Here is a 13,382-nt window from a genome sequence, read left to right as displayed (position 1 = left end):
TTATTCTTTTATTAAATATTCTTGTTGCTTCCAGTATCGGGTTAGTGATATTTTTCGGTACATTAATATTTGGTCTATAGCAGAAAGGTGGAGCTCCATGAATTTGCGTTCAGGTTTATTAATTTTCTTTTTTATGATGTTCGTTCTATCAACTATCTATAACATTTATACAGAGATAATGAGTGACAATATCGCTGATTCATTAGGTGGCTTCTATAGCTTATCAGTGCCGATGCTGGCATTAGCATTTTATCCTGATTTAATAGATAAATCTTCTCGAAGTGTCCGAGTGTTTGTATATAGATTATTGATATTTGTTTACGCTATTGTATTATTTAGTTTTATGATTAAATACCATGCATCTTGGTTCTTATTATTCTTTGAAGGTGTCATGGTTCTAGTGACGGGAGTATTAGTATATAGTACGTTCAGAAGGCTGATACAAATTGAGAAATAAAAAGACGCAGGGGACTGCGTCTTTTTACGTAGTATATGATTTCAAGTTTTACTGAATCAATTTTAATCACTTGAATGCGGCGCCAGCAACAGTTCATAGCGTTCAGCTATCTTTTCATAACCTTGTCGCTGATACATATCGCGTGCGGTATCGTTTCCATCTGCAATAAGGAATACTTGCTTGCCATGTGCCAAGTCATACACCGCTTCTTGCAGACGACTCCCGATACCACGTTTACGATACGTTTCAATCACGTAGAAGTCATCGATTTCTACTGTCTCGTCTTCTATAATCGCTTCTATCTTACCGACAGGCATGTTGTCTATGTATGCGACAATCTGTAGTATGTTATGCTTTAACAAATCACGTCTATGTGTCTCGTCTTTCAGCTTTACAAAGTCTTCTCCGTACTCGATTTCTCCTGTAGCACAGACCTTTAGGAAGTCATCGAATATTGGTCCGTCCTGTGTAACCACCTCGCAAACGACCTCATCGTTACGTCTTAACTGCTTCGGATGCTTTAGTTCATACAATTCCATCATCTCTAGGTTACAACCATGTGATTTCGCATAAGCGACAATTGATTCCGGAATCACTTCGTTGTCAGGAAAGATGAATAATAGATGCTGTTGATGATGTTTCATATGAAAATCACGCTGATACGATAGATCTTCTTTAAATAGTTCTAGCGTCGGCATCTCTTTATATTCGAAGTAGTTTGCGTAATACTTAATCAACTGACTCGGCGTATGGTAGTGAATATAACGAGCGTTTTCTTCTAATATGTCCGCGGTATTATGTGTATCTTTAAATGACAGCATGTTATTACCTCGCTTTTTATTATTTATTATACATGATTTTATATATACTATATATTTTACAGTAATTGTATTAATATGATAAGAGAGGTGCTACATGGATAAAACGGATTTCAAGAGAACGTTTCAATATTTTATAAAGAATTTATTTAACTTTAAAGGGGAACTGCCGTTTCATCTGTATAAGAAGCTGATGACTATCCCCTTTATTCTTTCGCTTGTTATGATTGTCTTATTTTTTATCTACATATTCCAAGATTTTAGCTACCCCTATGACGATTATTCGATGGAAGAAGCAGCACGTCGTGAAGGCCTGGATCAGTTCAAGCGATTTAGTTTTTTCATAGGATTATTCTCCTTACTGTATTTATCATCTTTATCTACAGAGATAAAACGATTCAGATTTCTAAGGAAGTCACCCGCTGTGTATTTATTACTTGGATTCATAGGTTTACCTATAATCTATGCGTATAGTTATTATTCTAACGTTATTATGCATAGTACGAGTACCGTCGGCATATTACTCATCATTTTAATACCGTGGTTTGCGAACAATAAAAATAAACCGACCGACCGCGACAAATTGTATGAAGACTATGATTTTGAGGATATCGAAAAGTTGGAACAGTGAAGTTATATTAAAACATATAGAAAGGATGTCATGATATGACGAAGAAACTATGGCTAAATTATCTTATCTATGGAACCATTGTAGTGATGTTATTATGGTTATTGATTGATAGTGGCGTGCAGCAGGAACCGTTTATATTTACTTTTCTTATAGTAGTTTTAATTGGACCATTCTTTATCATTCCTCACGAAACGAGACTCAGGCAGTTACTTCATACAGATCGACTGGCAGGGTTAGAGCAACGTGTAGCACAGAAGAAGTACGAATATACAGTGCTTGCAGTGAAGTTGATTATCTCTTTGTTATTGCATATGTATTACAAGATGAATGATATGGATACATCAGGGTTGTTCGGTTTTACGGTTGCTATTTTCGGTGCAGCAGTAGGTACGAACATGAGGCATATTGTTGATAGACAGGAGATAAAAGAAATAAAAGAGAAATCCATGTTGAAGTGAATAAACTGCACCCGAAAGTTAGATTTTAAGGCAAACGTTCAGGGTGCAGTTTATTTGTATTAAGCCTTTTATTTCTTGGGTAATGACTTAATCTCATCACGCTTACCATTTAAAACATCGTCTAAATATTTACCGTATAACCCTTCATCATCGTTAGAAATTAAATGACCATAACCTTCCAGCACGATACGTTTTGTATCCCATCCCTGACTTCGATAGAAAGCCTCACTTTCCTTACTTTTCTTTAATGTATTAAAGCCTTTTGCGTATTTGTCAGTACCGTCATCATGTTCTCCTGCAATCCATGTTAATGGGAATGATTCCTGGATGACGTCACTTTTGGGTAATGTATCTGTAATACCTTCAGACTTCGGTGAGCCTCCACCACCAAATAATACGGCACCACCGCGTTGCACACCTGCTTTCTTCAAATCATGAAGCAACCAGTATGCCACTTCTTCAGAACCTCCCGAGAATGACCCGATCCATAAGTTGTCGTGATCTGGTAATGTGCGAATAAGCTCGACGAGATATTCATTATTCTGCTCCCCGTTTGTCCACCAAGTCTTATCCTTACTTGGCGTCTTCGGTACAATGAGCGTTAATTGATGTGCTGCAGCTGCCTGTTTTATACCGTGTGGTCCTTCCAGATAATACTTTGTATCAGGTTCATAAAATTCTGCTGCCCCGTCACCATGTAGCCAGAGCAACGTTCCTTTTGCGTGTTTTGCAGGGTAGATAAGATAGTTAATCTGCGTACCATCACTCGTAGTGAAGTGTTCAGGATTATTTGCTTTGTGGGTTACAACATGCGTCTTTTTATTCGTGATGATAATGAATAGAGTAATCAGAACGATTAAGCTGAAGCATATAATAATAAGTTTATTTCGTGATGTATTTGTCATAGCGTATCCTTTCGAACATTAATATGTATATATTATAAGTCTTTTAGGTGTTTAAGTTCGCCAGCTTCGTAGTTAATCGCATTACCATACTTTGCATGATAGTCCTGCATTATAATCGCCAGGTCATTTGCGTCCATACCTTTTGCATTTTGCGTCGTAATATTGATATCTTTGTATCCAATCTTATTATTCAGACGCATCGCTTTTTTTGACATCGCGTTTTGGCTTTTAAGCAATTCATGAAAATTTTCAACTTCAATCGACACGAATAATTTCCCGCCCATAGTTGTCAATGCAATGTCTCTGACATCTGTCCATTTAATGAGCTGATCTTTCGTTGAGATTGCACTGGAATAATCATAGAAACCTTTGTTGTTCAGTATCACGAGGTCATGGCCATCAATAAGTAATTTAATATGATGGAAAGTAAAGAAACCGAATATTAATAAAATGAAAATACCAAATAAAATGGCGAACAATGTATTATATTCGATTCCTATGTATAGAAAAAAAGCGCCTAGTGCAGTAAGGCCGAGGGACATAAAGGTTACAAAAGCTTGTTTTACGATACTTTTTCTGACTATTAATTCATCCATGTTCTGCATCCCTTCCTATATTTGTGTATTATTATACCCTAATCTTTGCAAATAAAACTTAAAAGGACATCTATATCAAATACCTGTCTGTCCTATGTTAAAATATACATATTATATTAAAGGGTAGAGGTAACTCATATGAAATCATTCTTTGAATACTACAAGCCGTATAAGGGTTTGTTTATGCTGGATTTTGGTTCAGCGGTATTTGTCGGCGTACTGGAGCTCATCTTTCCATTAATGACGAGTTTGTTTATTGATAAGCTGTTACCGTCGAAAGACTGGCCGAATATCGTGCTTGGTGCGGTCGGCTTGTTTTTAGTGTTCGGGTTTGTCACGATCCTTAAATTTATCGTGACTTACTGGGGGCATAAGCTCGGGACAAATATTGAACGTGATATCCGGAATGAACTGTATCAGCATATGCAGCGTCTGAACTTCGGATTCTTTGACCGTAATAAGACAGGAAAGCTCATGGGTCGGCTGACGAATGATCTGATGGATATCGGTGAACTTGCGCATCACGGTCCTGAAGAGGTGTTCGTTGCCGTGATGACGGTCATTGGTGCGCTGATTATTATGCTCACGATTGATGTAAAGCTTGCGTTAATCACGTTTTGTATCGTACCGCTCATCTTCGCTTTAACGTTATACTTTAACCGTAAGATGACGACGCAGTTCCGCAGATTGTTTGGCAATGTATCTGCGTTCAACGATGTCATCAGTGAGACAATCGGTGGCATTCGTCTAGTACAGGCATTCACGAATGAACGTTATGAGAACGAACGTTTTAAAGAGACGAATGAAGACTTTAGACGTACGAAATTAAAGGCGTATAACTACATGTCGTGGAACACATCGATTGGTTATATCTCACAGAAGTTTACATTGATCATTGTATTGATATTAGGCTGTTACTTCGTATTACAGAACATGATGAGCTATGGAGAGTTCGTTGCATTTATTATGATTACGGATATATTATTCAAGCCGCTACAGTCGATTAACCTGATCATCGAACTCTTCCCGAAAGGTATTGCTGGATTTAGCAACTTCAAGGAAATTATGGCGACAGAACCTGCTGTTAAGGATAGCGCTCATGCCGTAAGCTTCGAACAAGTACCGGAAGAGATTGTCTATGACCATGTGACGTTCAAGTACGGCGAACAGACGATTCTTGACGATCTATCGTTTTCAATTCAGCGCGGGGAACATATCGCACTTGTCGGACCGAGTGGTGGCGGCAAGACGACAATCTGTTCATTGCTGCCGAGGTTCTATGATCCATCGCACGGCAAGATTACTATGAATGGACAGAATATAAAGGACTATACGTTAGCATCTCTGCGTAAACAGATTGGTATCGTGCAGCAAGATGTATTTCTCTTTAGCGGCACATTAAAAGAGAATATCGCGTATGGGAATTTGGAAGCGACAGATGAGGAGATTATGTGGGCAGTAGAACAAGCGCAGCTGAAAGCGTTTGTTGATACGCTGCCAGAGGGTATCAACACGATTGTAGGAGAACGCGGTACGAAGTTATCAGGGGGACAGAAGCAGCGTGTTTCTATTGCGCGTATGTTCTTGAAGAACCCGCCGATTATTATACTGGATGAGGCGACAAGTGCGCTTGACGTTGAAACAGAGAATCGTATACAGGCAGCATTTAAACGCTTATCAGAAGGGCGTACAACACTGACGATTGCCCACCGTCTGTCAACGATAAGAGATGTGGACCGAATTCTTTTTATAGAGAACGGGCGCATCGTTGAAAGTGGCAGTCACGACGACCTCATCGCACAGCAAGGTAAATATTATCGATTACAGCAGGCACAATATGCACAAGTCATGTCTTAAGCAAGAACCGACGAATCATTCGTCGGTTTTTTTGATAATAAAGATTAAATTGACACTTAATCCTATTTAGAAGTATCATGTAAATAATGGAAGAAAATACAAATGAAGTGTGGGATGGATGATGAAGAAAATATTGCTCGGTTTATTTATTGTGTTCTTAGCAATTGGCGCGATAAGGGATACGAAAGATTATGTGTTAGGTAACGACCTCACAGATCTAGAAGTGGAATCAGGGTTATATAGTGGACAATATTTAGATTATGAAGAGGCGTCAAGTGCAATGAGTGATGCAATGGGTGAGAAATTTAGCGTCAAAGCAAATCACGCAGATCGCACTTTCAAACTGCCGAACGGTCATTATTATTCATGGAAGATGATGGACGGAGATTACAAACGTTCACAATACTTATATACCGGATTTATCGAAAACATCTCAAAGGACACGACGGAACTGACATTTCCAGAGAATGAATTTAATCTGGTCAGTGTAAATGGAAAGTTCGAACAAAAAACATGGGATATCAAGAGTAAGGCTGGAGTGCATCATTTTCAGTCAGGTGCATTCAGTAAAGCGACAAAACTTGAAGATCGCATCATGACAAATGACGATGAATCAGAAGGGGTTACTGTAGCAACAGAGCTGAAAGATGGCGTTATTCAGATGAACGAAAAGGGTATATGGCTCAATAAAGCGAACAATAAGGTTGGTATGAATGAACCGATGAAAGCATTCGATACAGAAGAGGCAGCAGTAAGTGCTGCTACGCAGGAAGTATTCGGTAAGTCAGTCGGCGTAATTAAATCTAAGAATATGAACTTCCATATCTATCAGAATAAAGTAGATGCATTTAATGAATATACCGTCATATCTGTACGTCTGAAAGAGCAACAATATTATGCAGGTCAGTATGAACGCTTTACATTTATAGCAGATACAGTGGTTGATACTCACACAGAAGAAGCGGTGGAAGGGATAACTTATAAACTTCACTTCCAGCATGATGTAGACAAACTGAAGCAATATAAGAAACAGTTGAAAGATGGCCATATGTACATTGGTGTAGAAGTAAGAGGTGAAGATTATGGAAAATAATATGTCGATTAAAGATGCATTTATAGCATTCTGGACGAAAGGATTCACATTCACAGGACGCGCACGCCGCAGAGAAGTCTGGCTGAATATACTTGCGAACATCATTATTGGATTGATTCTTACAATCGTAGTCTTGTTGCTTGAGATAATGACTGGCGGACGTTATCATGTGATGGATCATTACGGATTTGTAGCAGGTACGATATTTCCATATATCACTACTATACCAACGATGGCACAGGCAAGCCGCCGATTACATGATATTAATATGAGCGGTAAAATTGCAATCGTCATCACAGTATTATCAGCAATCTTAAGTTTTATCACAGAACAAATGACAGGCACGTTTCCGGTAAACTTAGATACAATATCATTACCAATTATATTAATTACGCTATTCACAGTTCTTGGAGGATTGTTCTTATTTATCATCAATTTCATTAAAGGTAATGAAGGCGATAATAAGTATGGCAAAGACCCGAAACGCGTGTAGAAGATGCACCCAACTCGATGCAGTTGGGTGTGTTTTAATATATTAAAAGGGCGTGTGAAGTACCTGGATAAAGTGTATGTGCCAATATTTTTAATGTAATATTTTTGAAGAAAATTATAGAAATAAGATTAGTAACAATGATGGAGATGTTGTAGAAAAATATTAGTACTATTTTAACATAATAAATCATACCCTTTGTTTTAACTTAATCGTAGGTGTTATTATGGTAGTATGATTAAGAACAATAATATAAAGTTGAGGTGGGGAATATATGAACAATAAACATTATGATGTGATTTATATCGGAAGTGGTCATGCAGCATGGCACGGCGCACTTATCTTGAACCAGATGAAGAAGCGTGTAGCGATAATTGAAAAAGATAAGATTGCTGGTACGTGTACGAACTATGGGTGTAATCCTAAAATCTTATTAGAAGGGCCATTTGAAGCGATTGAGTCTCTCAAGCATTATGGTGATATTGTAGATACGCTCCCTCAAGTGAACTGGTCGAAGTTAATGGATTATAAACGCGAGACGATTAATCCGATGCATGAAGGATTGGAACAAATCTTCAAAGATCAGGGCATTGATATTATCAAAGGTGAAGGGCTGCTGAAAGATGCACACACGGTGAGCGTTGATGGAACAGAATACCACGCGAAATTCATCGTGCTTGCAACGGGACAGCGCAGTCATGTACTAGATATTGAAGGTAAGGAACTCATGCACAACAGTACCGACTTTATGGAGCTGGATACGTTCCCTGAACGCATCACCTTCCTGGGCGGTGGTTATATCAGCATCGAGTTCGCTTCAATTGCTGCGAAGATGGGCAGTGAAGTATCGGTGATTGGTCATTCTGATACTGTGCTGAAGCAGTATCATCAGCCATATGTACAGAAACTGGTCAATAAGCTTGAAGATGAAGGTGTGACATTCCATCTGAATATTGATGTCAATAAGCTTGAACAGACAGAGGATGGTTTGAAGTTCACTGACGACAAAGGCTTTGAACTGTATACAGATTACGTTGTAGATGCAACAGGACGTGTACCGAATGTGGAAGGTATCGGATTAGAGCAAGTGGGTGTGGATTACGATAAGCACGGTATTAAAGTCAACAAGTTCATGCAGACATCTGTGCCAAATATCTATGCAAGTGGAGATGTCGTTAGTAAGAAAACACCTAAATTAACACCGACGGCAACATTCGAATCTAACTATATTGCGCTCAATATACTAGGTAACGATGCGGATAAGAAGAAGTTCCCGTTAAAAGCATTGAAACTCTTACCGATTAAATATCCTGCAATCCCGAATGTGGTGTATTCGTTGCCAAGAATCGCGCATGTGGGGATGACCGTCGAGGAAGCGGAACGTAAATCAGGGTATAAAGTGAAAACTATTAAATTTGGGGAACAGCTGGAATTTCAGTATAAACACGAACGTGATGCGGAAATGAAGGTTATCCTTGATGGAAGAAATAGATTAAAAGGTGCGGTTATCTATGGCAGTGCCGCAGACGATCTTATTAATATGCTCACACTGATTATCGAGAAGAAGATGAGTGGTCGAGAAGTAAATAAGCTGATTGTTGCATTCCCGAGTGCATCAAGTGGTGTTATCCAACTACTAGGTATGCATATGATGGGCGTTGATATCGATTTATAAGAAGTGAACCTCACTCAATTTTGAGTGAGGTTTTTTAAGGACCACTTTGAGAGATAAAGCGGTTGTTTGGTGTGCAAGATGGCCCGTGTTTATTATTTATGAGCCATTTTGAGAGATAAAGCGGTTGTTTGGTGTGCAAGATGGCCCGTATTTATTATTTATGAGCCACTTTGAGAGATAAAGCGGCTGTTTGGTGTGCAAGGTGGCCCGTGTTTATTATTTACGGGCCACTTTATCTTGGTCAGGTTCATTGCGCATAAATCTTCGCATATTTAAGGTGAAAGCTACAAGTAGAATGATTGCCATAGAAGCCCAGCTGATGATACCACGTATCTCATAGTCCATAAGGATTAAGATGATATTCACGATAGCCAGAATGATGACAAGCATGATAAATGATTTTTGAGATTTTTTCATAATATCTCTCCTTTCCCTATATTTTACTATAATTATACATCTGTTAAAATAAATGAGAAAGGGATGATTGATATTGAAAGAGAATATTGTATATCATATTCTTGCTATTATTTTAAGCATTGCCTTCTTGGCGCTATACTTTTATGTTATGGGTACACTATATTCTGCCGATGTATGGCGATTTCCGTTGATAATCTTAACACTCTACTTTATCGTTGCGTTCTTTAGCTATCCTTTTATCGCTCTTGATGCCAGTGCATTTGCACTCAAGATAAAACCGATTCGTTCTTTAGTGCAGGTGGGTGCTTTTATCATTGCGCCAATACTACTAATCAGAAAAATCATTGTTAGGAGAGGACATTCTTATGAAAAAGATATTTAAGACGATGACCAATAATGCCTCAATTCCACTGAAGTTAAAACTAACGAAGGGGTTGTTTCCTCGAACAGCCGAAGTACTGGCAGAAGTTGATCTTGAAACTGGAGAGGTAACGTTTAAAGTGTCAGAAGAAGATTTAATAAGAATTAAGAAAAATATTGAAGATTAATTTTTAATGTTAAAAAAGAGAAGAATTTTGAAGTTCTTCTCTTTTTTGATGCAAATTTATAATATTATCTACCCCGTCAGTACATCTTCTTTCGGATACGTATAGAGCGCTTTCTGTGGTTTAGAGAATGTCAGCACGATGGTTAATACACCGATCTTACCAATCATCATCATCAGAATAATGAGCAGCTTTCCGATAACAGAGAGTTTCGCTGTGATGCCCATCGTCAATCCGACTGTGCCGAATGCTGATATGACTTCGAACATTACTGCAAGGAATGGCAGATCAGGCTCTGCGATAACAAGCGCCAAAGTGATGATAAATATAAAGGTAGAGCTCAATACGACAATTGCGAAGCTTTTAAAAAGATTTTTAGTATCGATGGCTCTTTTGAATAAATTGATTTGTTCACGTTGTTTAATATAACTGATTGTCCCGAAGAAGATAACGACAGCTGTCGTCAACTTAATCCCGCCGGCAGTTGATGTCGATCCGCCTCCGATAAACATGAATAGCATCATCAGTAAGATGGTCGGTGTTTGTAGTGCACCAATATCTATAGTATTAAATCCTGCTGTTCTTGTCGTAATAGCCTGGAAGTAAGCCATCTGAAACTGATCGAACGTATTATGGCCACCGAGCGTCTTAAGGTTATTCATTTCAAGTAAATAGATGGACAGTGTCGCGAACGCATTAATAATGATTGTGCCGAATATCATGATTTTCGTATGCAGCCTAAGATGACTAAACTTTTTTTTCTGGTAGAGATCAAGAATAACAGTAAATCCTAATCCTCCAAGAATGATCAATGTAGTGATAATAAAGTTAGTTAAAGGATTTGTCTGATATTGCACGAGATTATCACTGTGAAGTGCAAATCCGGCATTGTTAAATGCGCTTACCGCAGTAAAGAAACTATTGAATAATCCACGTCTAATCCCGAGCAAAGGGACCCATTCAAGTGCCAGCAGTACAGCGCCGATTGACTCGAATAGAAGACTGATCAGTAACAGTGTAAGAACAAGACGTAATATGCCGCCTAAGTTTTGCTGGTTCAAAGCTTCCGTAGCCAATGAACGGCTTTTCAGTCCTACCTTACGACCAAGCATGATAAAGACGATCATCGCTAATGTGATGATCCCGAGTCCGCCAGCCTGTACAAGGATCATAATGATAATATGACCAAATGTATTGAAATTTGCTGTAATATCTATCGTTGCAAGTCCTGTCACCGTAAATGCACTGGTTGCAATAAACAGACAGTCAATAAATGATGTTGGCTGTCTTTGTGCTATCGGAAGTGCCAGCAGCAATGTCCCGATAGCTAAGAAGATGATGAACGAACTGATAATCACGAGATATGGATTACTTTTTTTCTTTTTCACTTAGAAACCTTCTTTAATATTTGATAGCAATAGAGTACATGATAAAGATATAAATTACAATATACATCTATCTTTATTTATTGTAAAAAATTAGATATAATACAACAGCTAGTAAGTAGAGAGGGAGATTGATTTGAATCGATGTAAGAAGTGCAATTATCCTTATCGGTATGAGGATATGTTTAAAGCATCATGGCAGCTCTTTACCAATGTTAAAGTGCCGTGTCCAAAATGTGCGCATACTCATTATATATCTGAGAAACAGATTGCTAAGATTTATCTGCATCTTTTTGTAGTAAATTTAATAATAATGATGGCAGTTAATCTATTTCATCTGCATTCGTATGTATTACTTACGTTATATATCGTTTCTCTTGTTTTATTGATCATCTTCTTTCCGTTACTTCATAGAATTACAGAATATCCTGATAGTTTCTCAAGTAAGTCTATTCAATAGAAGAATAAAAAATAAGGAACGGAATTGCTTCCGTTCCTTATTTTAATGAAGCTGGAAATGGTGTAATATCGAAGCCGAAGACGATTGGCAGCAATACCATCACAGCAATAACGATAATGACACAGCTGATTAGGTTTAACCAGAAACCGGTAGTTGCCATCTCTCGAATCGTCACTTTACCTGTTCCAAACACGATAGCATTTGGAGGTGTACCTACTGGTAACATAAATGCACAGTTCGCACCCATCGCAGCTGGGACCATTAATGCGAGTGGATGTACATCTATTGATATTGCAAGTGCAGCAAGTAATGGCAAAATCATTGTTGCAGTTGCTGTATTTGATGTGATTTCGGTTAAGAACAGTACGAATAAGACAGTGATCGTGATGATCAGGATAATCGGTAATCCTTTTAGCAAAATCAGCTGATTGCTCAGCCACGCATCGAGTTTACTTGTGGTAATTGCATTTGCTAGCGCTAATCCTCCACCAAACAATAGCAGCACACCCCATGGGATTTCCTTTGCAATCGACCAGTCAACGATGCGGCCTTGCTGGCGTTTTGTCGGAATTAAGAATAATAATATCGATATGAACATTGCAATTGAACCATCCTGAATCATTTTGAGGGCAGGGATATTCACGAATACGAACCCTCTAATAATCCATAAGAATGCTGCAAACAAGAAGATACATAAGATGATAATTTCTTCTCGTGTAATCTTTCCTAACTTGTTCAGTTCACGTTCAATGACCGCTTGACCTCCTGGTAATTCTGTCATATCTGTCTTAAACGCTACATAGTTTAAATATGCCCACGTAAGTAATAAGAGGATGATAACTGAAGGGACACCAACGAGCATCCATTGTCCGAAGCTGACTTCATATCCGAATATTGCTTTCATCTGACCCGTAAGCAAAATAAGTGGCGGTGTTCCAATCAATGTCCCCAGTCCACCTATCGTACCTGCATAGCCGATTGCGAGCACAAGTGTCTTCTCAAACTTCTGTAATGATTCTGATGCATTATTCTGACTGAGCACTTCGGCTTCTTTGATCAATGCCAGTCCAATCGGTATCATGATCATAACCGCTGCGGTGTTAGAGACGAACATACTCATTACGCCCGTTGCCATCATAAATCCAAGTATGATTTTAGAAGTTGTTGTCCCGATTTTATTGATAATATTCAGCGCGAGCCTCGTATGCAGATTCCATTTCTCCATAGCAATCGCTAAAATAAAACCTCCCAGGAATAAGAAGATAATATCATTACCATAGTTTGCCGCGACTTTGTTACCGTCCATAATCTGACCCATCGGAAACAAGACAAGTGGTAAAAGTGAGGTTATTGGAATTGGAATCGGTTCAGTAATCCACCACGTTGCAATCCACAGTGTTGAGGCAAGGACAAAGCGTGCAGCAGGTGTTAAACCTTCTAACTGGATAAGAAAATTAAATAAGAGGAATAACAATGGACCGAGCATTAAACCAATCAGTTGAACTTTCGTATACCCTGGTGTTTGATTTTTCTTAGAAAAGAATTGCAGATAGCTTGCAGATACGATACTTTTTCTCATAATCATTCACATCCTT

Annotated in this window: 16 protein-coding genes; 10 read left to right on the top strand and 6 right to left on the bottom strand. The window is 38.5% G+C overall.

All coding sequences use genetic code 11. The features are described from left to right. Positions 1 to 97 precede the first annotated feature (97 nt). The gene (locus ACZ2V4_RS04550) at positions 98 to 457 is read left to right on the top strand and encodes a hypothetical protein (RefSeq protein ID WP_490514547.1); all 360 of its coding nucleotides are present in this window, start codon (positions 98 to 100) and stop codon (positions 455 to 457) included. Between the two features lie 62 nt (positions 458 to 519). On the opposite strand, the gene ACZ2V4_RS04545 is transcribed toward ACZ2V4_RS04550, so the two are convergent. Then, the gene (locus tag ACZ2V4_RS04545) at positions 520 to 1,278 is read right to left on the bottom strand and encodes a GNAT family N-acetyltransferase (RefSeq protein WP_490514546.1); all 759 of its coding nucleotides are present in this window, start codon (positions 1,276 to 1,278) and stop codon (positions 520 to 522) included. A 94-nt stretch (positions 1,279 to 1,372) separates the two neighbouring features. On the opposite strand from ACZ2V4_RS04545, the gene ACZ2V4_RS04540 reads away from it, so the two are divergent. Next, positions 1,373 to 1,906, top strand: coding sequence for a hypothetical protein (locus ACZ2V4_RS04540; RefSeq protein WP_101143840.1), 534 nt, complete (start codon positions 1,373 to 1,375; stop codon positions 1,904 to 1,906). Positions 1,907 to 1,941: 35 nt separating this feature from the next. Beyond that, positions 1,942 to 2,364 (top strand): hypothetical protein, encoded by a 423-nt coding sequence (locus ACZ2V4_RS04535; protein ID WP_490514545.1) that lies wholly within the window; start codon positions 1,942 to 1,944, stop codon positions 2,362 to 2,364. Between the two features lie 68 nt (positions 2,365 to 2,432). Here the strand turns inward: ACZ2V4_RS04535 and ACZ2V4_RS04530 are convergent, their stop codons facing one another. Next, positions 2,433 to 3,269, bottom strand: coding sequence for a hypothetical protein (locus ACZ2V4_RS04530; RefSeq protein ID WP_490514544.1), 837 nt, complete (start codon positions 3,267 to 3,269; stop codon positions 2,433 to 2,435). 32 nt (positions 3,270 to 3,301) lie between these two features. Further along, positions 3,302 to 3,865: an STM3941 family protein gene (locus ACZ2V4_RS04525; protein WP_219493089.1), complete on the bottom strand. Its 564-nt coding sequence runs from the start codon at positions 3,863 to 3,865 to the stop codon at positions 3,302 to 3,304. 138 nt (positions 3,866 to 4,003) lie between these two features. Between ACZ2V4_RS04525 and ACZ2V4_RS04520 the strand changes: the two genes are divergently transcribed. From ACZ2V4_RS04520 to ACZ2V4_RS04505, 4 genes are all read left to right on the top strand, one after another. Next, positions 4,004 to 5,722 carry an ABC transporter ATP-binding protein gene (locus tag ACZ2V4_RS04520; protein ID WP_219493088.1) on the top strand — a complete coding sequence of 573 codons (1,719 nt, stop codon included), beginning with the start codon at positions 4,004 to 4,006 and terminating at the stop codon, positions 5,720 to 5,722. Between the two features lie 118 nt (positions 5,723 to 5,840). Next, positions 5,841 to 6,815, top strand: a complete 975-nt coding sequence (locus ACZ2V4_RS04515) for a hypothetical protein (RefSeq protein WP_283722435.1) — start codon at positions 5,841 to 5,843, stop codon at positions 6,813 to 6,815. Next, positions 6,805 to 7,308 carry a DUF805 domain-containing protein gene (locus ACZ2V4_RS04510; RefSeq protein WP_420493949.1) on the top strand — a complete coding sequence of 168 codons (504 nt, stop codon included), beginning with the start codon at positions 6,805 to 6,807 and terminating at the stop codon, positions 7,306 to 7,308. The genes ACZ2V4_RS04515 and ACZ2V4_RS04510 overlap by 11 nt, the downstream gene beginning before the upstream one ends. A gap of 271 nt (positions 7,309 to 7,579) precedes the next feature. Next, a complete protein-coding gene (locus ACZ2V4_RS04505) occupies positions 7,580 to 8,980 on the top strand; it encodes a dihydrolipoyl dehydrogenase family protein (protein WP_490514543.1) in 1,401 nt (466 codons plus the stop codon). Positions 8,981 to 9,196: 216 nt separating this feature from the next. Here the strand turns inward: ACZ2V4_RS04505 and ACZ2V4_RS04500 are convergent, their stop codons facing one another. Next, positions 9,197 to 9,397 (bottom strand): hypothetical protein, encoded by a 201-nt coding sequence (locus ACZ2V4_RS04500; RefSeq protein ID WP_133445756.1) that lies wholly within the window; start codon positions 9,395 to 9,397, stop codon positions 9,197 to 9,199. A 73-nt stretch (positions 9,398 to 9,470) separates the two neighbouring features. Here ACZ2V4_RS04500 and ACZ2V4_RS04495 point away from each other — a divergent pair, with 73 nt between their 5' ends. Then, entirely contained in the window at positions 9,471 to 9,779 is a 309-nt protein-coding gene (locus ACZ2V4_RS04495; protein WP_041636178.1) for a hypothetical protein, read from the top strand. Further along, positions 9,763 to 9,945 carry a hypothetical protein gene (locus ACZ2V4_RS04490; RefSeq protein ID WP_050742452.1) on the top strand — a complete coding sequence of 61 codons (183 nt, stop codon included), beginning with the start codon at positions 9,763 to 9,765 and terminating at the stop codon, positions 9,943 to 9,945. Before ACZ2V4_RS04495 ends, ACZ2V4_RS04490 begins: the two co-directional genes overlap by 17 nt. Before the next feature lie 68 nt (positions 9,946 to 10,013). Here ACZ2V4_RS04490 and ACZ2V4_RS04485 read toward each other — a convergent pair whose 3' ends face one another. Then, the gene (locus ACZ2V4_RS04485; protein ID WP_219493082.1) at positions 10,014 to 11,330 is read right to left on the bottom strand and encodes a TrkH family potassium uptake protein; all 1,317 of its coding nucleotides are present in this window, start codon (positions 11,328 to 11,330) and stop codon (positions 10,014 to 10,016) included. Positions 11,331 to 11,463: 133 nt separating this feature from the next. On the opposite strand from ACZ2V4_RS04485, the gene ACZ2V4_RS04480 reads away from it, so the two are divergent. Continuing rightward, complete coding sequence (locus ACZ2V4_RS04480) at positions 11,464 to 11,787, top strand: TIGR04104 family putative zinc finger protein (RefSeq protein WP_219493081.1); 324 nt, start codon at positions 11,464 to 11,466, stop codon at positions 11,785 to 11,787. A 37-nt stretch (positions 11,788 to 11,824) separates the two neighbouring features. On the opposite strand, the gene ACZ2V4_RS04475 is transcribed toward ACZ2V4_RS04480, so the two are convergent. Beyond that, positions 11,825 to 13,372: an SLC13 family permease gene (locus ACZ2V4_RS04475; RefSeq protein ID WP_490514542.1), complete on the bottom strand. Its 1,548-nt coding sequence runs from the start codon at positions 13,370 to 13,372 to the stop codon at positions 11,825 to 11,827. Positions 13,373 to 13,382 lie beyond the last annotated feature (10 nt).

It is taken from the genome of Macrococcus sp. CoH-51_TC_04 (assembly GCF_058188655.1).
This window is presented reverse-complemented; position numbering and strand designations above follow the sequence as displayed.

Coding starts and splice junctions, on each gene's coding strand:
- ACZ2V4_RS04550 (WP_490514547.1), top strand. CDS start 98: ATGAATTTGCGTTCAGGTTTATTAATTTTCTTTTTTATGATGTTCGTT.
- ACZ2V4_RS04545 (WP_490514546.1), bottom strand. CDS start 1,278: ATGCTGTCATTTAAAGATACACATAATACCGCGGACATATTAGAAGAA.
- ACZ2V4_RS04540 (WP_101143840.1), top strand. CDS start 1,373: ATGGATAAAACGGATTTCAAGAGAACGTTTCAATATTTTATAAAGAAT.
- ACZ2V4_RS04535 (WP_490514545.1), top strand. CDS start 1,942: ATGACGAAGAAACTATGGCTAAATTATCTTATCTATGGAACCATTGTA.
- ACZ2V4_RS04530 (WP_490514544.1), bottom strand. CDS start 3,269: ATGACAAATACATCACGAAATAAACTTATTATTATATGCTTCAGCTTA.
- ACZ2V4_RS04525 (WP_219493089.1), bottom strand. CDS start 3,865: ATGGATGAATTAATAGTCAGAAAAAGTATCGTAAAACAAGCTTTTGTA.
- ACZ2V4_RS04520 (WP_219493088.1), top strand. CDS start 4,004: ATGAAATCATTCTTTGAATACTACAAGCCGTATAAGGGTTTGTTTATG.
- ACZ2V4_RS04515 (WP_283722435.1), top strand. CDS start 5,841: ATGATGAAGAAAATATTGCTCGGTTTATTTATTGTGTTCTTAGCAATT.
- ACZ2V4_RS04510 (WP_420493949.1), top strand. CDS start 6,805: ATGGAAAATAATATGTCGATTAAAGATGCATTTATAGCATTCTGGACG.
- ACZ2V4_RS04505 (WP_490514543.1), top strand. CDS start 7,580: ATGAACAATAAACATTATGATGTGATTTATATCGGAAGTGGTCATGCA.
- ACZ2V4_RS04500 (WP_133445756.1), bottom strand. CDS start 9,397: ATGAAAAAATCTCAAAAATCATTTATCATGCTTGTCATCATTCTGGCT.
- ACZ2V4_RS04490 (WP_050742452.1), top strand. CDS start 9,763: ATGAAAAAGATATTTAAGACGATGACCAATAATGCCTCAATTCCACTG.
- ACZ2V4_RS04475 (WP_490514542.1), bottom strand. CDS start 13,372: ATGATTATGAGAAAAAGTATCGTATCTGCAAGCTATCTGCAATTCTTT.